This is a genomic window from Streptomyces sp. NPDC096339 (assembly GCF_044762985.1).
Taxonomy (GTDB): Bacteria; Actinomycetota; Actinomycetes; order Streptomycetales; family Streptomycetaceae; genus Streptomyces.
This window is the reverse complement of the sequence record NZ_JBIWFI010000007.1, coordinates 112917-135412: the sequence shown is the minus strand read 5'-3', so window position 1 is coordinate 135412 and position 22496 is coordinate 112917. Positions and strand designations below refer to the sequence as shown.

The window sequence follows — 22496 nt, the reverse complement described above, 5'->3', positions numbered from 1 at the left end:
CGATTTTCCGTCGGCAACGCCCCCTCGCGAAGAGGTTTGCGGCCATCGGAGGCCGCGAAGCACCTGGTCAGACAGGTCGCGCACACCGGCGCTCACGGCCGGGTCGCGCGCTCCAGTTCGAGCAGGGCCGAGTAGTAGCCGCGGCCCGTGGCACGGTCCATGCCCACCTCGCACATCCGGTTCGCCGACAGGTGCGCGTCGAACTCCCGCGCCGTCACCTCCGCGGCCTCGCGCGCCGTCGCCGAGGCCGTCAGCTCGGGGTGCAGCATGCCCCGGTCGCCCGCGAAGGCACAGCAGCCCGCGTCGTCCGGGACCACCACCTCGTCCGCGCACGCCTCGGCCACCGCCCGCAGCTGCGGCTCGTCGCCCAAGTGCCGCATCGAGCAGGTGGGGTGGAGCACCGCCGAGCCCACCGTGCGGCGGACCTCCAGGTGCGGCAGCAGTTCCTCCGCCGCCCACACGATCGAGTCGACGATCCGCAGTTCGTCGTGGAGCGCCCGGTTGTCCTCCGTCAGGTAGGGGACCACCTCGTGCGCGATGCCCAGGGTGCAGGAGGAGGCGTCGACGACCAGCGGGAGCCGGCCCCCGGCCGTCCAGCCCCAGGCCGCTTCCACGATCCGGTTGGCCATCACCCGGTTGCCCGCTTCGTAGCCCTTGGAGTGCCAGATGGTCGCGCAGCAGGTGCCGTGCACGTCGCCGGGGATCCACACCGGCTTCCCGGCCCGCTCCGAGACCGCCACCACCGCCTCCGGCAGCGAGGGCCCGGGCCGGGCCTCCGGCCCGCCGAAGATCCGGTTGACGCAGGCCGGGTAGTACACGGCACGGGCGCCCACCCGCCGGGTCGGGGGCAGCCCGCGGGCGGCGGCCCCGGGGATCTGCGGCAGCCACTGCGGTACCAGGTCCGGGCGTACGGCCTTGCGCGCGGCCCCCGTCACCGCCGTGAGGAGCCCGTTCCCGACCCGGCCGGTGATCTTGTCGGCGGCGGCCACGGCCATCCGGGCGGCGGTCTCGACGGTCTTGAACCGCCGGGCCGCGAGCGCCGCCGCGGCCTCCTCGCGCGGGCTGTGCCGGCGGTGGCGGAAGTCCCTCATCAGCGCGCCGGTGTCGATGCCGACCGGGCAGGCGAGCTTGCAGGTGGAGTCCCCGGCGCAGGTGTCCACGGCGTCGTAGCCGTAGGAGCCCAGCAGCCCGTCCAGCACGGCGGAACCGGGCTGCTGGCGCGTCATCTCGCGGCGCAGCACGATCCGCTGGCGGGGAGTGGTCGTCAGGTCCTCGCTGGGGCAGGTCGGTTCGCAGAACCCGCACTCGATGCACGGGTCGGCGACCGCCTCCACCCGGGGGATCGTCTTCAGGCCGCGCAGATGGGCCCCCGGATCGCGGTCCAGGAGGATGCGCGGGGCGAGCACCCCGTCGGGGTCGACGACCCGCTTGGTGCGCCACATCAGCTCGGTGGCCCGGGGGCCCCATTCCAGTTCCAGGAAGGGCGCCATGTTGCGGCCGGTGGAGTGCTCGGCCTTCAGGGAGCCGTCGAACCGCTCCACGGTGAGCCGGCAGAAGGCGTCCATGAAGGCCGCGTACCGCTCGACGTCGGCGGGATCGGAGGCGTCGAAGGCGAGTACGAAGTGGAGGTTGCCGTGGGCGGCGTGACCGGCGACGGCTGCGTCGAACCCGTGCTCCGCCTGGAGTTTCAGCAGCGCCTCGCAGGCCTCGGCGAGCCGGGAGGGCGGCACCGCGAAGTCCTCGGTGATCAGGGTGGTGCCCGAGGGACGGGCCCCGCCGACGGCGGTGATGAAGGCCTTGCGGGCCTTCCAGTAGCCGTTGATCGTGTGCGCGTCCCGGGTGAAGGTGTTGGTGACCGAAGCCGCCGGTGCCACCAGGTCGAGTCCGGCCAGGACCTCGGCCGCGCGCCGCTCGTACGCGGCGCGGCCCTCCTCGTCGGGTGCGCGGAACTCCACGAGCAGCGCCGTGGTGTCCTTGGGCAGGGCGGCCCAGTCGGCGGGCACGCCCTCGACGCTGACCGAGGCGCGCAGGGTGTTGCCGTCCATCAGCTCGACGGCGATGGCGCCCGCCTCGTTGAAGAGCGGCACGGCCGCGGCCGCCGCGGGCAACGAGGGGAAGAACAGCAGGGCGGAGCAGAGTTCGCGGTCGAGCGGGAGGGTGTCGAAGACGACCTCGGAGATGAATCCCAGGGTGCCCTCCGACCCGACCATCAGACCGCGCAGGATCTCCACGGGGGTGTTGCCGTCGAGGTACGCGTCCAGGCGGTAGCCGGTGGTGTTCTTGATCTCGTACTTGGCCCGGATCCGGGCGACGAGGGCGGCGTCGGCCTCGATCTCCTTCTTGATCTCCATCAGGCCGTGGCACAGGGCGGGTTCGGCGCGTGCCAGTTCCTCGTCGGCCAGGGGGTCGGCCGTGTCCACGACGGTGCCGCCGGGCAGGATGAGGGTCAGGGAGGAGAGCGTGCGGTACGCGTTCCGGGTGGTGCCCGCCGTCATGCCTGACGAGTTGTTCGCGACGACCCCGCCGAGGGTGCAGGCGATGGCGCTGGCCGGGTCGGGGCCGAGGATCCGGCCGTGCCGGGCGAGGGCGGCATTGGCCCGCATGACGGTCGTGCCGGGCCGGATCCGGGCCCGCCGGCCCCCGTCGAGCACTTCGATCCCGGCCCAGTGGCGGCGTACGTCCACCAGGATGTCCTCGCCCTGGGCCTGGCCGTTCAGGGAGGTCCCGGCGGAGCGGAAGACCACGTCGCGCTGCCGGCCGTGGGCGTACGAGAGGACCGCGGAGACGTCGTCGATGTCCTCGGCGATCACCACGACCTGGGGGACGAACCGGTAGGGGGAGGCGTCGGAGGCGTAGCGGACCAGGTCCGAGATCTTCCACAGCACCTTCTCCGCGCCCAGCAGTTCGATCAGCTCGGTGCGCAGCGGCTCGGGGGTGCCGCCCGCCCGGTGCTCGGGGACCCGGTCGGGGGAGGGGCCGCTGATGCTGTGTGGCCGCATGGCCCCCGGCTTCGGTTCCAGCAGCGGCATGTGCGACCCCTCGCCTTGCTCAGCAGCGGCGCTCCGCCGGGGCGTCCGACAGCGCGTTGAGCAGACCGCCGAGGATCTCGCGCTGATCGGCGGTCAATGGAGCAAGGATCTCCTCCGCCGCGTCGGTTCGCGCGTTACGCAGACGGCGCAGCGTGGCGCGTCCGGTCTCGGTGAGCTCGATCCGGACGACGCGGCGGTTCGCCGGGTCGGGCGCGCGGCGCACGCACTCGGCCGCCTCCAGGCCGTCGACGAGCGTGGTGACCGCCCGGGGGACCACTTCCAGGCGCGCCGCGAGGTCCGCCATCCGGGGCGGCTGCTCGCCCTCGTAGTGCGAGACGAGGCGCAGCAGCCGACTCTGGGCGGGAGTGATCCCGAGCGGCTCCATGTGGCGCTTCTGGATCCGGTGGAGCCTTCGCGTCAGGCGGAGGAGCTGCTCGGCGAGGAGGCGGTCGGTGTCGGAGGCGGAGCTCATGCCGGGAACAATATCAGGACCCCGCTCATTGTGAACATAGGTAACAATGACCTATGCTCCAATGAATGCAGTCGACCCCCCGGAGGGTGCCCATGCCGCACGACGAACCCAAATGGATCCCGTCGAAGGATCCCCTCGACCCGACCCGCCCGGCCCCCGCCGAACAGCCGCGGGAGCTGCGCCGCATCGTGGGGCTCTTCCGCCCCTACCGCGGCCGGCTCGCCGTCGTGGGGCTGCTCGTCGGCGCCTCCTCGCTGGTCGGCGTCGCCTCGCCGTTCATGCTGAAGGCGATCCTCGACGTCGCGATCCCGCAGGGCCGCACCGGCCTCCTCAGCCTGCTCGCCCTCGGCATGATCCTGACCGCCGTCGTCACGAGCGTCTTCAACGTGCTCCAGACCCTGATATCCACCACGGTCGGCCAGCGGGTCATGCACGATCTGCGCACCGCCGTCTACGCGCAGCTCCAGCGGATGCCGCTGGCCTTCTTCACCCGGACGCGCACCGGCGAGGTGCAGTCCCGCATCGCCAACGACATCGGCGGCATGCAGGCCACCGTCACCTCCACCGCGACCTCGCTCGTCTCGAACCTGACGGCCGTCATCGCCACCGTGGTCGCCATGCTCGCCCTCGATTGGCGGCTCACCCTCGTCTCGCTGCTCCTGCTGCCCGTCTTCGTGTGGATCAGCCGGCGCGTCGGCCGCGAACGCAAGAAGATCACCACCCAGCGCCAGCGGCAGATGGCCGCCATGGCCGCGACGGTCACCGAGTCCCTGTCGGTGAGCGGCATCCTGCTGGGCCGCACCATGGGCCGCTCGGAGTCCCTCACGGCCGCCTTCGCCGAGGAGTCGGAGCGGCTCGTAGGCCTCGAAGTGCGCTCCAGCATGGCCGGGCGCTGGCGGATGTCCACCATCGGCATCGTCATGGCCGCCATGCCCGCACTCATCTACTGGGCCGCCGGCATCGCCCTCCAGACGGGCGCCCCCTCGCTCTCCGTCGGCACCCTGGTCGCCTTCGTCACCCTCCAGCAGGGCCTCTTCCGGCCCGCCGTGAGCCTGCTGTCGACCGGAGTGCAGATCCAGACCTCGCTCGCCCTGTTCGCCCGCATCTTCGAGTACCTCGACCTGCCGGTGGACATCACCGAGCGCGAGGGCGCCGTCCGCATCGACCGCGCCAAGGGCGAGGTCACCCTGGAGGGCGTGCACTTCGAGTACGACGCCAAGAGCGGCCCGACCCTCACCGGCATCGACATCACCGTCCCGGCCGGCGGCTCCCTGGCCGTCGTCGGCCCCACCGGCTCCGGCAAGAGCACGCTCAGCTACCTGGTGCCCCGGCTCTACGACGTCACGGGCGGCCGGGTCGCCCTCGACGGGGTGGACGTGCGGGACCTCGACTTCGACTCGCTGGCCCGCTCCATCGGCGTGGTCTCCCAGGAGACCTACCTCTTCCACGCCTCGGTCGCGGACAACCTGCGCTTCGCCAAGCCCGACGCCACGGACGAGGAGATCGAGGAGGCGGCGCGCGCGGCCCAGATCCACGACCACATCGAGTCCCTGCCCGACGGGTACGAGACCCTGGTCGGCGAACGCGGCTACCGGTTCTCCGGCGGGGAGAAGCAGCGCCTCGCCATCGCCCGCACCATCCTGCGGGACCCGCCGGTGCTGATCCTCGACGAGGCGACCAGCGCCCTGGACACCCGCACCGAGCACGCCGTCCAGCAGGCCATCGACAACCTGTCCGCGGGTCGTACCACCATCACCATCGCCCACCGGCTGTCCACCGTGCGCGACGCCGATCAGATCGTGGTCCTGGACAAGGGTCGGATCGCCGAGCGCGGCACGCACGAGGAACTGCTCAAGGCGGACGGCCGGTACGCGGCCCTGGTCCGCCGGGACCGGGACGCCACCCATTTGGCTCCGGTCAACGTGTGATCGTATGACCGGCTCACCGGTCGGATGCCGGGAATGCCATGTTTCGCCCGTTAGCGTTCCCGTATGCGTCATGAGTATCTGCCGCCTCAGCCCCGTTCCCGGCTCACCCGCCGGGGCCGGCTGGCGTTCTTCCTCACCGCACTGCTCACGATCGGCGCGGTGGTCCTGATCCCGGTCTTCCGGGGCGAACCGGCGCCGGAAGCCCCTCGACGGCTGCTGATCCCCGAGGGCTGGCGGGCCCCGCAGGTGTACGCGGCGGTCGACCGCGAGCTGCGCCTCCCGGCGGGTTCGACCAAGGCCGCGGTGGCCACGGCCGGCCTGCCCCTCCCGGCGGAGGCCAAGGGCAACCCGGAGGGCTACCTCTTCCCGGCGACCTATCCGGTGACCTCGAAGTCGACCCCGGCGACACTCCTCGCGCACATGGTGCGGACGGCGAACGAGAAGCTCGCCACCCGGGCCGTCGCGGACGGCGGCAAGGCCCACGGGATGACCCCGTACCAGACGGCCACGATGGCCAGCATCATCGAGGCCGAGGCCGACGGACGAACCGACATGGGCAAGGTCGCCCGGGTGGTGCACAACCGGCTGGCGAAGTCGATGCCGCTGCAGATGGACTCCACCATCAACTACGCACTGAACCGCAGCACGGTCGACACCAAGCTGAGCGAGACCCGGATCAACAGCCCCTTCAACACCTACGAACGCCAGGGACTGCCACCCACCCCGATCGACAGCCCTGGCCTGGAGGCCATGGCGGCGGCGGTCGCCCCGACCCCCGGCGACTGGCTGTTCTTCGTCACGGTGCAGCCGGGGGACACCCGCTTCTCCGCGACCTACGACGAACACAAGAAGCACGTGGCGGAGTTCAACCGCATCCGCGCGAAGGCGGGCCCGGCCGCCGGGAAATGAGGGGCGGCGGACCTCGCGACGGTCCTACGATCGGCGGCCTACCGAGTACGTGGACCGAGGGGGCGAACCGTGAAATGGCCATGGAGAGCGAAGACGAGGGCTGAAGCGAAGGCCGAAGCGGACTCCGGAACGGCGGACGGGCTCGCCTTCGACGAGGAATCGATCGGGAAGCGCATTCAGGAGCGCATCGAGGCCGAGGCCAAGGCCGCCGCGGCCGCCGAACGGGCAGGGCACCGGCGGATGGTCGAGCGGTGGGGCGACCGCGTGGTCGACTGGCAGGGCTGGCTGGCCCGTTCCCCCGTCGGAGTGGACCTGCTCCACTGGTGGTTCGACGAGGCCGAACTGACCGCCCTGGTCGGCGAGGAGCGGTACCTGGAACGGCTGGGGGAGCTGCTCTCGAAGGCCGGGGCGCGCGACATCGCGGCGATGGGGCTCGGCTGCACCCGGCGCGTCGACCGGGCCTGCCGTTTCGCCGAGGTCTGCAGCCGGGATCCCGCGCCGGGCGAGAGGCTCGCGAGCCATCGGCACGGGGAGGTCCCCGGGGCGTGCAGCAGCTTCATCGACTGCTACTCCAAGCACGAGATCGACGTGACCTTCGCCGACGGCGACGAGCGCCGATCGGTGCTCCTCTTCCGCGACCATCCGGGCAAGGCCATGCTCTGGGTGGACGGCGTACGCGTGGGGGAGGGCCACTGGCTGGACAAGGGCGGGTTCTGGGAGGCCGAGCGCTTCTTCACCATCCGGATCGAGGGCCCGGAGGACCACCCCGAGCAGGGACTCGGCCCGATGGGCCACCAGCTCCACAACATCGTCTCGCTGCTGATCCACGACGCGGAGCGGGGAACCACGCGCATCCTCGTCCCGGAGCCCGGCGAGAGCTGGACCGATCCCGTTCTGGACGTCCGGGACGGCATGGGCCGGGTGTACCCGACCCGTGAGGACCGTGCGGCCGACGGCGCCCCCGACCGGATCTTCCCCCTCGACGAACCGGAGGCCGGCTGAGGGCGCGGCGGCCGTCTCAGCCCACGGGTTCCGCGACCGGCTCGCCGGCCCGCTCGCGCGCCAGAAGGCTCCGGATCTCGCGGACCGCCGCCCCGCCCGCCCGGTTGGCGCCGATGGTGGACGCGGAGGGGCCGTAGCCGACCAGGTGGACCCGCTCGTCGCGGACGGCCCGCGTCCCTTCGACGCGGATGCCGCCGCCCGGCTCGCGCAGCCGCAGCGGCGCCAGGTGGTCGACGGCCGCACGGAACCCGGTGGCCCACAGGACGACGTCCGCGTCCACCCGGCTCCCGTCCGCCCAGACGGCGCCCGTGGCGGTGAGGCGCTCGAACATCGGGCGCCGCTCCAGCACCCCCGAGGCCAGCCCGGCCCGGACGGCCTCGTTCAGTGGGAGTCCCGTCACGCTCACCACGCTCTGCGGCGGCAGCCCCTGGCGTACCCGCTCCTCCACCAGTGCCACCGCCGCCCGGCCCTCGGCCTCGCCGAAGCCCCCGTCGCGGAAGACCGGGGGCCTCCGCGTCACCCAGGTGGTCCGCGCCGCCACCTCCGCGACCTCCAGCAGGTGCTGCACCGCGGAGGTCCCGCCGCCCACGACGATCACCCGCGCTCCGGTGAACTCCCGCGGGCCCGGGTAGTTCGCCGTGTGCAGCTGCCGACCGCGGAAGGACTCCTGGCCCGGGTAGCGCGGCCAGAACGGCCGGTCCCAGGTCCCGGTGGCGTTGATCAGGGCCCGGGCCGACCAGATGCCGTCCGAGGCCTCCACCCGCAGCCGCCCGCCCTCGCCCTCCCGTACGGCCGAGACGTCCACGGGACGCCGTACGCGCAGGTCGAAGCGGTCCTCGTAGGCGGCGAAGTACTCCCCGATCACCTCCGACGACGGCCGCAGCGCGTCCGCACCCGTGAGCTCCATGCCGGGCAGGGCGTGCATCCCGTGGACCTTGCCGTAGGTGAGCGAGGGCCAGCGGAACTGCCAGGCGCCGCCGGGCCGGGGGGCGTGGTCCAGTACCACGTGCCCGATCCCGGCCCGGGCGAGGTGGTAGGCGCTGGAGAGCCCCGCCTGCCCGGCGCCGATGACGACCACGTCCACGTCCACGTCCCGCGAGAATTCGTTCACGGTTCTACCAACTCGCGGGGTCGGCGGGATCTTCCCGTGGCTGCCGGTCGGGTCAGGGCGCCGCCAGCGTCGCCGTCACCGGCGTCTTCGGCTGGAGCGTGAGCCCGGGGAACACGGCGGCCCGCCCGGTGCCGCTGTCCAGGTGGAACCGCTGCGCCAGTACGGCCAGTACGAGCGCCGCCTCCACCAGCGCGAACCTGGCCCCCAGGCAGGCCCGGGGGCCGCCGCCGAAGGGGAACCAGGCGTGCTCCGGCACGGGATGCGGGGCGTCCGCGTCCCAGCGCTCGGGGCGGAAGGCCTCCGGGTCCGGGAACCAGCGCGGATCCCGGTGCACCGACCACGGGCTGGTCCACACGGCCGTCCCCGCGGGCACCGGCCGGCCGCCGATGCTCGCGCCCTCCCTGGCCAGCGCCGAGATCAGCCAGATCGGCGGATAGATCCGCAGCGCCTCCTTGACCACCTGCTGCGTCCACGGCAGCCGCGCGTAGTCGTCGTACGTCGGCAGCCGCCCTCCGAGCACCCGGTCCAGCTCCTCCGTCAGCCGGGCCCGTGCCCCGGGCGCCCCCGACAGCAGCTGCCAGGCCCAGGTCAGGGTGGTGGAGGTGGTCTCGTGGCCGCCGATGTACAGGGTGATCGACTCGTCCCGCAGCTCCTTGCGGGACAGGGGCCCGCCCCGCTCGTCACGGGCGGCCAGCAGACGGCTCAGCAGGTCGTCCCGCTCCGCGCCCGCGCGCGATGCCGCCTCGTGTTCCCGTATGACGTGCTCGATCTCCCGGTCGAGGACCGCCACCGCCTGCCGCATCCGCTGCCTGCCGGGCGTGCGGACCCAAGGCGGCAGGAACAGCGTCAGCCCACGGAACTCCGCCCCCAGCTCCCGCTGAGCCGTGGCCATCGCCGCGCTGATGGGAGCCTCCCGGCCGGCGGAGTCGCTCCCGAACAGGGTGCGCACCGCGATCCGCTGGGTGAGCCCGGCCATCTCCCGGTGCACGTCGACGACGTCACCCTCCTGCCAGGTCCCGGCCAGTGCGTCCGCGCACTCCACCATCGTGGCGGCGTACGAACGCACTTGGCGCGGGCGTACGGCCGGCTGCACCAGGGCCCGCTTGCGCCGCCAGTCGTCCCCCCGGGCGACGACGACCCCGTTGCCCAGCAACTGGCGGAAGGCCCATCCCAGTTCCGTCGGCTCGAAGGTGGACTCCACGGCGCCGAGCAGCTCGCCGGCGTGCTCCGGACGGGAGACCAGCACGTTGCGCTGCGGGCCGAGACTCCAGGGCGCCCAGTCCCCGTGCTCGTCGCGCAGGGACTCGAAGAAGGCCAGCGGATCGCGGGCGAAGGCCGGAAGGTTCCCGAGCAGGGGCCAGCCGCGCGGCCCGCCGCCGTTCCGGGTGCCGGGGCTCTGGGCCTGCGGGGTCTGGGTCGAGGTCACGCGGGCATGGTGACAGCCGCCCCGGCAGAGCGCCAGAGTGCCGACCGGGCCGACCGGGCAGAGTGGGCGGGCCTCGTCGGCGGGCCAAGTGGGCAGGCGCCTCGGGCGAGCCGACGGGGCGTCAGGCCGCGAACCGGCCCCCGGACCGGACCGCGAACCGGCCCCCGGACCGGGCCGCGGATCAGCCCCCGGACCGGGCCGCGGATCAGCCCCCGGACCGGACCGCGAACCAGGCCCGGGACCGGACCGCGAACCAGACCCCGGATCGGCCGCATGTCGGGTGCCGGATCAGGCCCCGGACCGGGCCGTCCGCAGTCCCGTCAGCCAGTCGTGCGCCGCATCGGCGCTGAACTCGCCCTGCCCGCCCGGGAAGAGGAGCCCGGCGGTCGCGAACTCCGGGTCGCGTGCGCTCCGCGCCACGTACGGCACCGCCACGCAGTGCATGCCGGCGGCGTGGGCGGCCCGCGCTCCCGGCGCCGCGTCCTCGACGACCACGCAGTCGGCCGGCTCCGCACCCAGCCGCCGGGCCGCCTCCAGGAACACGTCCGGGGCGGGCTTGCCGTGCGTCACCTCCTCGGCGGAGACGGTCAGGCTCAGCAACGCGTCCAGACCGGTGCCCGCCAGCACGGCGTCGATCGCCTCGCGCGAGGATCCGGAGGCCACCGCCATCGGCACGCCCTCGGAGTGCAGCCGCTCGACGAACCCGCGCATCTCCGGGAAGGTCTCGGTGCGGGTGCGGGCCAGTTCCAGGTAGGCGGCGTTCTGTTCGGCCAGCAGCTGCTCGATCGGCGCCTCGATCCCGTGGCGGTCCTTGAGGATCTCCAGGGTCTCCAGGGTGCCGATCCCGATGAAGCGGGAGTGCTCCTCCCACGTGAAATCGGGAACCCCGTGCCGCTCCAGGGTGCGGCGTCCCGACTCGTAGTAGTTCGGCTCACTGTCCACGAGGGTGCCGTCGAGATCGAATATGACGGAAATCATCCGCTGTGCCTGTCCTGCCGGTCATGTCCTGTCCGGACCATCCTGTCAGGTTTTGCGGGTCGCTCGTCCCACTGATTCGACCAGCGGCAGCAGCCGGTGCGGGACCCGCTCGCGCAGTGCCACCTCGGTACGGGTGCGGACGACGCCGGGCAGCCGGATCAGCCGCTGGATCACGTCCTCCAGGTGTTCGTTGTCCCGGGCCGCGACCCGGGTCAGCAAGTCCCCGCCGCCGGTGATCGAAAACGCCTCGATGATCTCGGGCACGGCCGCGAGCGCGTCGCCGACGTCGTCCAGGTGCCCCTGCGTGACCTCGATGTGCACGAAGGCCAGCACCGGATGCCCCAGCGCCGCCGGGGAGAGCGCCGGCCCCGTACCGGTGATCACCCCGGTGCGCTCCAGGCGGTCCAGGCGGGCCTGGAGGGTGCCGCGCGCGACACCGAGGATCCGGGCGTACTCACGGACGCTGGTGCGCGGCTGCTCGATCAGCAGGCGCAGGATCCTCGTGTCCAACTCGTCCACCGCCATGCCCCGACTGTACCAATGGCATACCAATGGTCCGGTTCAGCCGGATCCCCTGCCGTCGGGGAACTGCCCGGAGTGCAGCCGTGGCTGTCCCAGCTCGGCCGCGGCCGAGGCCAGCACCAGCACCGCGATCGGCAGCAGCAGCCGGCCCACGGTCCATCCGGCCTGCACCAGCAGCGCCCCGACGAAGCCGCCCGCGAACATCGCCAGGACCGACAGTCCGCGCAGCTGCCACGCGGGGGTCCGGTATGCGAAGGCCCCTCCCTGGCCCATCGCGGGGCCCCCGAAGAAGGCGGTCATGGACCGGGTGATCAGCGTCGTGGGCACCCCCGGCAGGTGCGCGCGCATGATCGTGAGGTTGCGGATGCCCAGCGCGAACGCCAGGACGCCGGTGACGAGCAGGTGCCGCGCGGTCGGAGCGCCGTAGCGAGGCTCCAGCCCCCAGCCGATGCCCGCGGCGGCCAGGACGAGCACCCCCTCGACGGTGAGCCCGATGATGAACCAGCGCCGACCCCGCGCCTCCGTCACCGATTCCAGCAGCGCCCCGCAGAGCACCCCGAGGACGAAGGCCGCCAGAGAGACCGCCGACGGCAGGGCCGGCAGGTTGCCCGCCCGGGCGGCCCCGAAGGCCAGGAACAGCACGTTGCCCGTCTGCATCGCGGTGAACACCGGCCCGAGCGCGAGCAGGCTCACCGCCTCGACCAAGCCGGTCGCCACCGTCAGCACGATCATCAGCGCGGGCAGCCGCGGCCCCTCGTCCATGAGGCCCGACAGTGACACGCCCACCTGGTCCCGCCGTGTCGACATGCCGGAAGGCATAGGGTCCCGAGGATGAGCGACCTGTTGCTGGTGAGGCACGGAGAGACGGCCTGGAGCGCCGACGGACGGCACACCGGACTCACCGACGTTCCGCTGACCGCGCGCGGCGTCGAGGAGGCCATCTCACTGGCCCCCTTCTTCCGGGACCGCGAGCCGGCCCTCGTGCTGACCAGCCCGCTGCGCAGGGCCGTCGCCACGGCCGAGCTCGCCGGCCTCACCGGCGGCATCCCCTACCCCGACCTGCACGAGTGGGACTACGGCGGCTACGAGGGCGTCACCACCGCCGAGATCCGGCGGACCACCCCGGACTGGTCCCTGTGGACCCACGGCGTCCCGCCCGGCGACGCCACGCACCCGGGCGAGAACGCCACCCAGGTGGGCGCCCGCGCGGACCGCGCGCTGGCCCGCGTCGCCCCCGCGCTGGACGCGGACGAGGGCAACGTGGTGATCGTCGCCCACGGGCACTTCCTGCGCGTGCTGACCGCCCGCTACCTGGGCCTGGACCCCGCCGACGGCCGGCTGTTCCTGCTGCGCACCGGCACCGTCAGCATCCTCTCCAAGGAACACGGCCTCCCGGTGATCGCGGGCTGGAACACCCGCCCCTGACCGGCGGAACCCGCCTCGCGGGGCGCCGCCGGGTGCGTGACGATGCGTACATGGCCCAAGACGTTGAGAGCGGTGGCGGTGCGGGGGACGGCGACCTCGAACCGGGGCTCAAGGCGAACGCGATCGGCTTCCTCGACGCCCTCGTCATCGGCCTGAACTCGACCTCGCCCGCCTACTCGCTGGCCGCGGTCCTCGGGCCGATCGTCGCCCTGGTCGGGATCTACGCGCCGGGCGTGATGCTGGCGTCCTTCGTGCCGATGCTGCTCATCGCCGCCGCCTTCTACTACCTCAACAGGGTCGACCAGGACTGCGGCACGACCTTCTCGTGGGTCACCCGGGCCATGGGCCCGTGGGCGGGCTGGTTCGGCGGCTGGGCCATCGCGATGACCGGCGTGCTCGTCATCGGCTCGCTGGCCGACGTGGCCGTCCGCTTCGGGCTGCTCACCGTGGGCCTGGACAGCTGGGCCGCCAACGAGGCGATCCGGCAGGGGCTGGCCGTCGTCGTGATCCTGCTGATGACCCTCATCTGTGTCATCGGCACCGAGCTCTCCGCCCACCTGCAGGACATCCTCATCCTCGCCCAGGTCTTCTTCCTCCTGGTCTTCTCCGTCGTGGCCATCTACCGGGTCTACGCGGACACCAGCACCCTCCACGCGATCGATCCGTCCATCGAATGGCTCAACCCCTTCGGGGCGGGAGGCGCCGCCCTCACCGCCGGCCTGCTGCTGGGCGTGTTCATCTACTGGGGGTGGGAGTCGGCGGTCAACCTCACCGAGGAGGTCGAGAACTCCGCCACCGCGCCCGGGCGGGCCGGTATCTGGTCGACCGTCATCCTGCTGGTGACGTACCTGTCCGTGGGCTTCGCGGTCGTCGCCTACGCCGGCACCGAGTTCCTCGCCGAGAACGCGGGCGAGGAGGAGGCCGTGTTCGCCGTACTCGCCCACGAGGTGATGGGCGGCTGGGACTGGGTGGTGCTCGCCGCCGTCTGCACCTCCGCGCTCGCCTCCACCCAGACCACGATCATCCCCGCCTCCCGCACCGCGCTGTCGATGGCCCGCCGGCACGCGCTGCCGCACCATCTCGCCCACATCCACCCGCGTTTCCGGACCCCGAGCGTCAGCACCTGGTGGGTGGCCGCCATCGCCATCGGCTGGTACCTCGTGGTCAACCAGATCAGCGAGAACGCCCTCCTGGACTCGCTGACCGCGCTCTCCCTGCTCATCGCCTTCTACTACGCGCTCACCGGACTGGCCTGCGCCGTCTACTACCGCCGCCACCTGTTGGAGTCGCCGGGCAACTTCCTGCTCATCGGGGCGGGCCCGGTGATCGGCGCCTGCCTGCTGATCTGGCTGCTCGTGGAGTCGGTGAACGACATGTCGAACCCCGAGAACTCCGCCAGCGGGGTCTCCTGGTTCGGCCTCGGCCCGCCCCTGGTCATCGGGATCGGCATCGCCGTCGTCGGCCTGCTCGTCATGTGCTACTGGCGGATCCACGACGGCAGGTTCTGGCAGGAGCGGCGCGGTGTGGTGGACCCGGCCCTCGTCCGCGGCCGGAAGAACTGAGCCGGAAGAACCGAGCCGGAAGAACCGAGCCGGAAGAACCGAGGAGGAGCCCCCATGTCCGTAGTCCTGGGGTACGACGAGTCGCCCGGCGCGGAACGGGCCCTGCACGTGGCGCTGGAGGTGGCCACCGCCTTCGGCGAGCCCCTCGTCCTCGTCTACGGCGCGGCCGCCCCGGGCGCCGTGGGCGAGGAGTACCACGCCCACCAGGAAGCCGTCCGGCAGGCGGGCCGCAGCGCCCTCGCGCACGCGGTCGAGGCCGCCGACGAGGCCGGGGTGCCCTCGACCGTCGAGGTGGTCGACGAGAAGCCGCACCAGGCCCTGCTCGACGCGGCCGAACGCCACGACGCGCGCGTCATCATCGTCGGCACCTGGGGCGACAGCCCGATCAGGGGCGCCCTCCTCGGCTCCACCCCGCACAAGCTCCTGCACCTGTCACCGGTGCCGGTCCTGTGCGTGCCCACCGAGGGCTGAGCCCGGGCGGAGCGAGGGGTGGTCGGCCGTCCCGTGTCTGAATTGATGACGGAGAGTGGGTTTCGGTAGCTTTGCGTGCATTCCGAGCGGCTTGACCGACCCAGCGGTGGGAGCCCGGACGGGAGGTGCGTGCCGGTGCTCGGTTCGACGCGGAAGGCAGGGCGCGTGGCGGCACGCGGGGCCGAGGCCCTGGACGCCCGGCTGCCGCTCTCGGAACTGGCCCGGACCGGGGTGCGCAAGGTGTTCCCCGACCACTGGTCGTTCCTGCTGGGGGAGCTGGCCCTGTACAGCTTCGTCGTGCTGCTGCTGACCGGCGTGTACCTCACGTTCTTCTTCGATCCGTCGATGACGGAGACGGTCTACCGGGGCCCCTACGAACCGTTGCAGGGCGTACCCATGTCGCAGGCCTACCTCTCCACCCTGAGGATCAGCTTCGAGGTCCGGGGCGGGCTGCTGATCCGTCAGATGCACCACTGGGCCGCCCTGCTCTTCGTGTCCGCCATCGGGGTGCACATGCTCCGGGTGTTCCTCACCGGAGCGTTCCGGCGCCCGCGCGAGCTCAACTGGACGATCGGCGTGACGCTGTTCCTGCTGGCGCTGCTGGAAGGATTCGCCGGCTACTCCCTCCCCGACGACCTGCTGTCGGGCACCGGGCTGCGGATCGCCCAGGGGATCATGCTGTCGGTCCCGCTCGTCGGCACGTACCTGAGCTTCTTCGTCTTCGGCGGCCAGTACCCGGGAGAGGACATCGTGCCCCGCCTCTACCCGGTGCACATCCTGCTGGTCCCCGGCCTGCTCACGGCCCTGATCACCGTGCACCTCCTGCTCGTCGTCACGCTGAAGCACACGCACTGGCCGGGGCCGGGCAGGACCGGCCGCAACGTCGTCGGCCTGCCGTTCTTCCCCCAGTACACGGCCAAGTCCGCCGGGCTGTTCTTCGCGCTCTCCGGGGTGCTCGCGGCCCTCGGCGCCGTCGCGCAGATCAACCCCATCTGGACCTACGGCCCCTACCGAGCGGACGTGGTCTCCATCGGATCCCAGCCCGACTGGTACGTCGGCTTCCTGGAAGGGGCACTACGACTGATGCCCGGCCTGGAAACCCGGCTGTGGGGGCACACGATCGCCTGGAATCCGCTGGTGACGGCCGTACTGCTGCCCGGTCTGCTCTTCACCGTCCTGTACGCCTACCCGTACTTCGAGCGCTGGATCACCGGCCCGACGGGCGAGCGGCACCTCTGCGACCGTCCGCGCGACCGGCCCGTCCGTACGGGTCTGGGCGCGGCGGCCGTCTCCTGCTACGCCGTACTGCTCCTCGCCGGGGCGCAGGACATCCTGGCGTTCGTCTTCGACGTGCCGCTGCCCGGCCTGACCCGGGCGCTGCGGATCGCGTTCTTCCTCGTACCGGTGGCCGTCTTCTGGCTCACCAGGCGGTTGTGCCTGGCCCTCCAGTGGCGCGAGCAACGGTTCCTGACGGACGGTGCGGAGTCCGGCCTCGTGCTCCAGGGCGTGGAAGGCGGCTTCGAGCCGCGGCACCGGGCCCCCACGCCCACCGAGCGGTACGCCGTGCTCGCGCGGGAAAGGCCCCTGCCGCTGACGCTCCCGGCCCGCGGCCGTGCGCGCCGGCGCGACCGGCTCCGGTCGGCCCTCAGCACCTGGTACTACCAGGACCGCATCCGCTTCCCGGCGACCCCGAAGCAACGCCGGCGGGCCGCCGGGACCACCGCGGGCCCGGACCGGGACCGGCGCTCCCCGGACCGCTGACCTACTCCGATTCGGGGTGGTCGAGGTTCTGGAAGGCGAACCCCACGACCCCCGGCAGCAGCACCCCGAACCCGATCAGGCACAGCCACAGCCCCTGGACCACGCCCAGGCCGATCAGCGCGCTTCCCGCGGCCGCCAGGACGGGGAAGTGGCTGCGCGCGGGGAAGTAGAGCCGCCGCCCGGCGGCCTCGCTCACCTCGGCTTCCCCGCGGTCCTCCGGCCGCTCGCCGCCCCGCCGGTACTGGCGCCAGAGGAAGGCGGAGACGAGGGCCGCCATGATGAAGGACACGCAGAGTGCCGCGGTCCCCGCGGGCTCCCGGGACAGCCATTCGTAGGCGACGGCCGTGATCCCGAAGAACAGGGCCGTACCGGTGAAGAGCCAGGCCTCACCCTTCACGGGGCACCTCCGAGTGGTGCAGGTCGAAGGCGGGGGATTCCGAGCGGATCCGGGGCAGGGAGTGGAAGTTGTGGCGGGGCGGCGGACAGCTCGTCGCCCACTCCAGGGAGCGGCCCCATCCCCACGGATCGTCCACGGTGACCCGGGTGCCGTGGCGGCCGGTCCGCCAGACGTTGTAGAGGAAGGGGAGCGTCGAGAGGCCCAGCAGGAACGAGCCGATGGTGGAGACGGTGTTGAGCAGCGTGAAACCGTCGCTCGCGAGGTAGTTCGCGTACCGGCGCGGCATGCCGGCCTCGCCCAGCCAGTGCTGGACCAGGAAGGTCGTCTGGAAGCCGAAGAACAGCGTCCAGAAGTGGACCTTGCCGAGTCGTTCGTCCAGCATCCGCCCGGTGATCTTGGGCCACCAGAAGTAGAAGCCGCCGAAGGTGGCGAACACGATGGTCCCGAAGAGGACGTAGTGCAGGTGGGCGACGACGAAATAGCTGTCCGTCAGGTGGAAGTCGAGCGGCGGCGACGCCACCAGCACACCCGTCAGGCCTCCCAGGAGGAAGGTGACGAGGAAGCCGACGCACCACAGCATCGGTGTCTCGAAGGAGAGCGACCCGTTCCACATCGTCCCGATCCAGTTGAAGAACTTCACCCCCGTGGGCACGGCGATCAGGAACGACAGCAGGGAGAAGAAGGGCAGCAGCACGGCCCCCGTCGCGAACATGTGGTGCGCCCACACCGTCGCGGACAGGCCGGTGATCGCGATCGTGGCACCGATCAGGGAGACGTAACCGAACATGGGCTTGCGGCTGAAGACCGGGAGGATCTCGCTCACCACGCCGAAGAACGGCAGGGCCACGATGTAGACCTCCGGATGCCCGAAGAACCAGAACAGGTGCTGCCACAGCAGAGCGCCACCGTTCGCCGGGTCGAAGACGTGCGCGCCGAACTTCCGGTCCGCCTCCAGCACCAGCAGCGTGGCCGTGAGCACCGGAAACGCCAGCAGCGCCAGCACCGAGGTGAAGAGGACGTTCCAGGTGAAGATCGGCATGCGGAACAAGGTCATGCCCGGCGCCCGCAGGCAGATGATCGTGGTGATGAAGTTGACCGCTCCCAGGATCGTGCTCAGCCCGGACACGGCGAGCCCCATGGCCCACAGATCGGCGCCGGTGCCGGGGGAGTAGCGCAGGCCGTTCAGGGGCGCGTACGCGAACCAACCGAAGTCCGCGGCCCCGTGGGCGGTCAGGAACCCCGACACGACGAGCAGGCCCCCGAACAGGTACACCCAGTAGGTGAAGGCGTTCAGCCGGGGGAAGGCGACATCGGGCGCCCCGATCTGCAACGGCATGATCGCGTTGGCGAAACCGGTGAAGGTCGGCGTGGCGAACAGCAGCATCATGATCGTGGCGTGAATGGTGAACGCCTCGTTGTACTGCTGGTTCGACAGGATCTGCAGCCCGGGGCGGGCGAGTTCGGCCCGCATGGCCAGGGCCAGCGCGCCGGCGAAGAGGAAGAAGCAGAAGGCCGTCACCAGGTAGAGGTTGCCGATCACCTTGTGGTCGGTGGTCGACAGCCATCGCAGGACGGTGGACCCCTGGCCCACCCGCCGCTCTGTCCGTTGCCGCCCGGTCCGGTCGGGATCTACGGGTGGCGCCTCCCGCGCCGAAGGATCGACCGACGTCATCCGTCCTCCCGAGAGCCTCGCCGCCGCGCCTGCACCCCCTTGCCCTACAGGCTCGGGTTCCCGGCGGACCGGCGGCGCGCCGTGGAGCGCGCCGCTACCCCCGGGTCAGCGCAGGCACCCCGTGATCTGGACCGAGATCCTCGCGCTCCCGGTCAGTCCGGAGGCCGTGTCGGTGGCGGAGAAGACGAGCGGGTAGGTCCCGTCCGCCAGGAGCGGCACCAGGAACCGGCCTGAGGCACCGGCGCCGATCGTCATCGGCCCGTTCGGGCCGATGATCTGCCAGGTCGTGGCCTGCGGATCGGTGATGGCCCGGTCTCCGGGGCGCGTGCGCGCCGAACCGGTGAACGTCTCCTCGCAGCCGCGCCGGAGCCTGCCGCCACCGCCCGGCTGCTGGATGGACACCGCCGGGGCCTGCGGCTGCGCGGAGGGCGAGTGCCCGGGCTGGGTGGCGGGCGGCTGATCGGGCCCGCCGGTCGTCGGCCCGGGACTGTTCGGCGTACGGGGCGTGGGCGAGGCGCCCGGCGCCCCGCCGGGGCTCACCGAGGGCGAGGGCGAGCCGCTGGGCAGGGGGCTCGCCGAGGTCGCGGGACCGGACTTCGACGGCGCCAGGTCCAGGGCGGGCGGCAGGACCGGCCGGTTGACGGTGGGCGGCGCCGCCCCGTTGTCCGGGGAGGTGGGCTCGGCGTCGATGGTGCCGCACACGGCACGCGCGACCATCTTCTGCCTGTCGGGGACGGGGACGCTGCGCAGCTCGTTGTCACCGGCGCCGTGCGCGTGGTTGTCGAAATAGACGTTGCCCGTCAGGGTCTCGCCGTCGGAATGCTCCATCCAGACCGTGTCGTGGTAGTCGATGCCCGCCCGCTGCTGGTTGTTGCCGGTGACGTGCCAGTCCTTCACCGGCCGGCCCGACTTCCCCGGAGTGGGCCCGTCCGCCGACGCGTACAGCCAGCCGTCGCCGAAGAAGCGCTGCGGGCCGCCGGCGGCGTTCTCGTTGTCCGCGGGGAACTGGAAGCCGCCGCCGAGTACCAGCCGGCCCTTGGGACATTTCACGGTGGCCTCCGCGGTGCCCCCCGCCCCGACGTCGACCGTGGCGGTGGCGATCGAGACGTCCCGCAGCTGGACGCAGACCGGCCGCACGTCGACCGCGTAGTTCGACTGAGGGGGCTGCGGGTCCAGGATGCTGGTCCTGCGCTCCGCCCCCTCGGAGTTCCACATCCGGAACGAACCCGTGCTCAGTTCCGTACCCGGATTGACCGAGATCCTCCAGGCCGCGGTCGACGGCGTCCCAGCGGTGGGCTCGTACATGGCCATCCTGTCCATCGGCACGGGAGCCACGGACCGCCCGGGGACCTTGCGCCCCGCCCGGAACTCGACTCCGACCATGACGAAGCCGCCGCCCGGACACACGGGCCTCGCGTCCGTGTTGCGGAAGGCCCCTGCGAACGGGCCGTCGGTCGACAGGTCGTGGATGTCGCCGTCGTCGTGGTTGGTGATCTTCGTCGAGTGGTCCTTGAAGGCGTGCGCCGCGGCAGGAGTGAACTCCTGGTGCGGTGCGAACTCCGGTTTGGCGTTCACGCACAGCGCGTACGAGGTGAGGTTGACGGGAGCGTCCCCCGGGTTGTACGCCGCCGCCAGCCATGCCGCGCCGACGAACTCGCCGGCCGTCGCGAAGCCGCCGCCGCCGACCGCGTACCCGCCGCCGAGCGCCGTCTCGTGCTTCTCGCACGCCGCGATGACCGACTGTTCGCCGCCCGCGGGCACCTCCGCCGACGCACTGCGCTGCACGACCACCACGTGCGGCTTCCCCTGCGCGGTCCACCACACGCCGGCCCCCGCGGCGCCGCCGACCACCAGCACACCCGCGGCCACCGACGCCGCGGTCTTCCCGCTGATCGTTCCACCCAGTCTCGCGAAGACCCCAGAGCCCATGTCCCCCGCTCCTCACCCCTCCGCCCGCCTGTGTACACGCGGGGCCGTGGGCAATGTAGTGGTGCGAAACCGCCGATCCCAGGGGTGTGGAGTCACCTGCCACGACGTTTGCCGTCCGTTGGTCTTCTCATGGCCGAGGACCGCCGCCCAGGACTGTGCCATTGGCCCACCGATCCGCTCCTCGGTTGAACCATTGCCCTCTACATGCTTATCTGTGTCCTATCCATGTATCTACGGCGCCGCGCAGCGCCGGACCGGCAAAGGCGCCGGACCGGACCGCGGTGCCTTCGTCGTGTCCGTACGCCTCCCACCACCCCCGGGCGGCCGCCCGGACACGGCGCGCAGCATCGCAAGGGGGGCGGCACACCGCCGTGAAGAGGATGTTCGTTGCTCCGGACCCGGGGCTCACGAGACTGCGGAACTCGGCCCGCGCGGTGATCGGCGTCGCCGCCGCCGTGGCCCTCGCCGAACTGTGCGGTCTCTCCCTCACCGCGTCGATCACCGGGGGACTGGCCGCCCTGCTGGCCCTCTTCACCGTCCTGGACCCGAAGGTGCCGGCCCAGCGCCTCACCACCGCGCTGCTGCCCGTCGCCGGATTCCCGGTCCTGGCCCTGGCCACCGGCCTGCACACCATGCCCCTCGCCCGGGACGCCGCGTTCCTCGCCGTCGTCCTCGCCGGGGTCTACGCCCGCCGTTGGGGGCCGCGCGGGCACGCCCTCGGCGTCTTCGGCTTCATGATGTTCTTCGTCACCCAGTTCCTGCACGCCGTGCCCGCGCAGCTGCCCGAACTGTTCGCCGCCGTCGGGCTGGCGCTCCTCGCCTCGGGCTCCGTGCGCTTCGTCCTGTGGCCCATCGAGCGGCGCACCCCGCCCCCGCCCGCCCCGCCCGGGCTGCCCGGCACGGGCCTCGCCCGGCCCACCACCCGGCAGGCCTTCCAGGCCACCGCCGCCTGCGCCTTCGCGCTCGTCATCGGCCAGTCCCTCTCCGATGACCGCTGGTACTGGGCCGTCGGCACCGCCTGGTGGATCTTCGTCAACACCACCTCCCGCGGCGAGACCCTCGTACGGGGCTTCCGCCGCGTCCTCGGCACGGTCACCGGCATCGCCGCCGGCCTGCTGATCGCCGTACCCCTGCACGGCGCGCCCGTGCCGACCGCCGTCCTCGTCGCCCTGTGCGTCTTCGGGATCTTCTACACCGCGGCCCCCTCGTACTCCTGGATGATGTTCTTCGTGACCGTCATGGCCGGGCTGCTCTACGGTCTCCTCGGCGTCCTGCACCCCGGCCTGCTGCTCCTGCGGTTCCAGGAGACCGCGATCGGCGCGCTCGGCGCCGCCCTCGCCGTGATCGTCGTCCTGCCGGTGACCACCCACGCCGTGAACTCCGCCTGGATCCAGCGGGCCCTGCGCTGCGTCCACGCGGCGACCGCCGAGGCCACCGCGCGCCTCGCCGGTTCCCCCACCGCGGACCCCGCACCGCACGCCGCCGAGCTCGAGGTCCTGCTGGCCCGCGTACGGATGGCGCTCGCCCCGCTCGTGCACCCCCTGAGCCCCTTCCGGGGCCGCAAGGAACGTGCGGGGCAGGTCATCGCGCTGCTCGACGACTGCGCCCGCGAGGTCCGCGGCCTCGCGGCGGTCGCCGCCGACCCCGACGCGAGCCACGACGCCCGCCTCGCGGCGGCCTGCTGGCGCGTCGAAGCGGCGGTGGAGGCGCTGACCGCCGCCGACGAACAGGACCACGCCGGGCACACGGCGGCGCCCGACACCGCCATCCGGGCCGCCGCGACCGAACCCGCACTCGCCCACCTGTACGGCCTCGAACAGGCCCTCGCCGAACTCGCCGGGCCCCTGCGCAGCTCCCGGCCCTCCCCGCTGATCGACGCCTGATCCGGCGCGTCACGAGCCC

Annotated in this window: 18 protein-coding genes; 8 read left to right on the top strand and 10 right to left on the bottom strand. The window is 72.3% G+C overall.

Annotated features, from left to right (window positions below):
• Positions 1-92: 92 nt before the first annotated feature.
• On the bottom strand, positions 93-3029 hold the full coding sequence (locus ACIQ5Y_RS13075) for an FAD-binding and (Fe-S)-binding domain-containing protein (RefSeq protein WP_403879081.1): 2937 nt from the start codon (positions 3027-3029) through the stop codon (positions 93-95).
• Positions 3030-3048: 19 nt separating this feature from the next.
• The gene (locus ACIQ5Y_RS13070; protein ID WP_403879079.1) at positions 3049-3501 is read right to left on the bottom strand and encodes a MarR family winged helix-turn-helix transcriptional regulator; all 453 of its coding nucleotides are present in this window, start codon (positions 3499-3501) and stop codon (positions 3049-3051) included.
• Between the two features lie 92 nt (positions 3502-3593).
• Here ACIQ5Y_RS13070 and ACIQ5Y_RS13065 point away from each other — a divergent pair, with 92 nt between their 5' ends.
• The 3 genes from ACIQ5Y_RS13065 (at position 3594) to ACIQ5Y_RS13055 (ending at position 7340) form a co-directional block, all read left to right on the top strand.
• Positions 3594-5429: an ABC transporter ATP-binding protein gene (locus ACIQ5Y_RS13065; RefSeq protein ID WP_403879077.1), complete on the top strand. Its 1836-nt coding sequence runs from the start codon at positions 3594-3596 to the stop codon at positions 5427-5429.
• A gap of 63 nt (positions 5430-5492) precedes the next feature.
• Positions 5493-6338, top strand: a complete 846-nt coding sequence (gene mltG / locus ACIQ5Y_RS13060; protein ID WP_403879075.1) for an endolytic transglycosylase MltG — start codon at positions 5493-5495, stop codon at positions 6336-6338.
• Between the two features lie 69 nt (positions 6339-6407).
• On the top strand, positions 6408-7340 hold the full coding sequence (locus tag ACIQ5Y_RS13055) for a hypothetical protein (RefSeq protein WP_403879073.1): 933 nt from the start codon (positions 6408-6410) through the stop codon (positions 7338-7340).
• A 16-nt stretch (positions 7341-7356) separates the two neighbouring features.
• On the opposite strand, the gene ACIQ5Y_RS13050 is transcribed toward ACIQ5Y_RS13055, so the two are convergent.
• The 5 genes from ACIQ5Y_RS13050 to ACIQ5Y_RS13030 all read right to left on the bottom strand — a co-directional run bounded on the left by ACIQ5Y_RS13050 (position 7357) and on the right by ACIQ5Y_RS13030 (position 12184).
• Positions 7357-8451, bottom strand: coding sequence for an FAD-dependent oxidoreductase (locus ACIQ5Y_RS13050; protein WP_403879071.1), 1095 nt, complete (start codon positions 8449-8451; stop codon positions 7357-7359).
• Positions 8452-8503: 52 nt separating this feature from the next.
• The gene (locus ACIQ5Y_RS13045) at positions 8504-9877 is read right to left on the bottom strand and encodes a cytochrome P450 (protein ID WP_403879069.1); all 1374 of its coding nucleotides are present in this window, start codon (positions 9875-9877) and stop codon (positions 8504-8506) included.
• Positions 9878-10165: 288 nt separating this feature from the next.
• On the bottom strand, positions 10166-10855 hold the full coding sequence (locus ACIQ5Y_RS13040) for an HAD family hydrolase (protein ID WP_403879067.1): 690 nt from the start codon (positions 10853-10855) through the stop codon (positions 10166-10168).
• Between the two features lie 45 nt (positions 10856-10900).
• Entirely contained in the window at positions 10901-11380 is a 480-nt protein-coding gene (locus tag ACIQ5Y_RS13035) for an Lrp/AsnC family transcriptional regulator (RefSeq protein ID WP_403879066.1), read from the bottom strand.
• A gap of 36 nt (positions 11381-11416) precedes the next feature.
• Complete coding sequence (locus ACIQ5Y_RS13030) at positions 11417-12184, bottom strand: YoaK family protein (RefSeq protein ID WP_403879064.1); 768 nt, start codon at positions 12182-12184, stop codon at positions 11417-11419.
• A gap of 24 nt (positions 12185-12208) precedes the next feature.
• Between ACIQ5Y_RS13030 and ACIQ5Y_RS13025 the strand changes: the two genes are divergently transcribed.
• The 4 genes from ACIQ5Y_RS13025 to ACIQ5Y_RS13010 all read left to right on the top strand — a co-directional run bounded on the left by ACIQ5Y_RS13025 (position 12209) and on the right by ACIQ5Y_RS13010 (position 16596).
• Complete coding sequence (locus tag ACIQ5Y_RS13025; protein WP_403879062.1) at positions 12209-12802, top strand: histidine phosphatase family protein; 594 nt, start codon at positions 12209-12211, stop codon at positions 12800-12802.
• A gap of 50 nt (positions 12803-12852) precedes the next feature.
• Positions 12853-14364, top strand: coding sequence for an APC family permease (locus ACIQ5Y_RS13020; RefSeq protein ID WP_403879060.1), 1512 nt, complete (start codon positions 12853-12855; stop codon positions 14362-14364).
• A 54-nt stretch (positions 14365-14418) separates the two neighbouring features.
• Positions 14419-14835, top strand: coding sequence for a universal stress protein (locus ACIQ5Y_RS13015; protein WP_403879058.1), 417 nt, complete (start codon positions 14419-14421; stop codon positions 14833-14835).
• Positions 14836-15000: 165 nt separating this feature from the next.
• Positions 15001-16596 carry a cytochrome bc complex cytochrome b subunit gene (locus ACIQ5Y_RS13010; protein WP_403879056.1) on the top strand — a complete coding sequence of 532 codons (1596 nt, stop codon included), beginning with the start codon at positions 15001-15003 and terminating at the stop codon, positions 16594-16596.
• A 1-nt stretch (position 16597) separates the two neighbouring features.
• Here the strand turns inward: ACIQ5Y_RS13010 and ACIQ5Y_RS13005 are convergent, their stop codons facing one another.
• From ACIQ5Y_RS13005 to ACIQ5Y_RS12995, 3 genes are all read right to left on the bottom strand, one after another.
• Entirely contained in the window at positions 16598-16993 is a 396-nt protein-coding gene (locus ACIQ5Y_RS13005; protein WP_403879055.1) for a cytochrome c oxidase subunit 4, read from the bottom strand.
• On the bottom strand, positions 16983-18665 hold the full coding sequence (ctaD, locus tag ACIQ5Y_RS13000) for a cytochrome c oxidase subunit I (RefSeq protein ID WP_403879053.1): 1683 nt from the start codon (positions 18663-18665) through the stop codon (positions 16983-16985). The genes ACIQ5Y_RS13005 and ctaD overlap by 11 nt, the downstream gene beginning before the upstream one ends.
• A 105-nt stretch (positions 18666-18770) precedes the next feature.
• Positions 18771-20594: a hypothetical protein gene (locus tag ACIQ5Y_RS12995; protein ID WP_403879051.1), complete on the bottom strand. Its 1824-nt coding sequence runs from the start codon at positions 20592-20594 to the stop codon at positions 18771-18773.
• Between the two features lie 380 nt (positions 20595-20974).
• On the opposite strand from ACIQ5Y_RS12995, the gene ACIQ5Y_RS12990 reads away from it, so the two are divergent.
• Entirely contained in the window at positions 20975-22477 is a 1503-nt protein-coding gene (locus ACIQ5Y_RS12990) for an FUSC family protein (protein ID WP_403879236.1), read from the top strand.
• Positions 22478-22496 lie beyond the last annotated feature (19 nt).

What these genes read in the sequence shown, in the direction of transcription:
- ACIQ5Y_RS13075 (WP_403879081.1), bottom strand. Translation starts at nt 3,029, where the DNA reads ATGCCGCTGCTGGAACCGAAGCCGGGGGCCATGCGGCCACACAGCATC.
- ACIQ5Y_RS13030 (WP_403879064.1), bottom strand. Translation starts at nt 12,184, where the DNA reads ATGTCGACACGGCGGGACCAGGTGGGCGTGTCACTGTCGGGCCTCATG.
- ACIQ5Y_RS13025 (WP_403879062.1), top strand. Translation starts at nt 12,209, where the DNA reads ATGAGCGACCTGTTGCTGGTGAGGCACGGAGAGACGGCCTGGAGCGCC.
- ACIQ5Y_RS13015 (WP_403879058.1), top strand. Translation starts at nt 14,419, where the DNA reads ATGTCCGTAGTCCTGGGGTACGACGAGTCGCCCGGCGCGGAACGGGCC.
- ACIQ5Y_RS12990 (WP_403879236.1), top strand. Translation starts at nt 20,975, where the DNA reads ATGTTCGTTGCTCCGGACCCGGGGCTCACGAGACTGCGGAACTCGGCC.
- ACIQ5Y_RS13065 (WP_403879077.1), top strand. Translation starts at nt 3,594, where the DNA reads ATGCCGCACGACGAACCCAAATGGATCCCGTCGAAGGATCCCCTCGAC.
- ACIQ5Y_RS13040 (WP_403879067.1), bottom strand. Translation starts at nt 10,855, where the DNA reads ATGATTTCCGTCATATTCGATCTCGACGGCACCCTCGTGGACAGTGAG.
- ACIQ5Y_RS12995 (WP_403879051.1), bottom strand. Translation starts at nt 20,594, where the DNA reads ATGGGCTCTGGGGTCTTCGCGAGACTGGGTGGAACGATCAGCGGGAAG.
- ACIQ5Y_RS13035 (WP_403879066.1), bottom strand. Translation starts at nt 11,380, where the DNA reads ATGGCGGTGGACGAGTTGGACACGAGGATCCTGCGCCTGCTGATCGAG.
- ctaD (WP_403879053.1), bottom strand. Translation starts at nt 18,665, where the DNA reads ATGACGTCGGTCGATCCTTCGGCGCGGGAGGCGCCACCCGTAGATCCC.
- ACIQ5Y_RS13070 (WP_403879079.1), bottom strand. Translation starts at nt 3,501, where the DNA reads ATGAGCTCCGCCTCCGACACCGACCGCCTCCTCGCCGAGCAGCTCCTC.
- mltG (WP_403879075.1), top strand. Translation starts at nt 5,493, where the DNA reads ATGCGTCATGAGTATCTGCCGCCTCAGCCCCGTTCCCGGCTCACCCGC.
- ACIQ5Y_RS13020 (WP_403879060.1), top strand. Translation starts at nt 12,853, where the DNA reads ATGGCCCAAGACGTTGAGAGCGGTGGCGGTGCGGGGGACGGCGACCTC.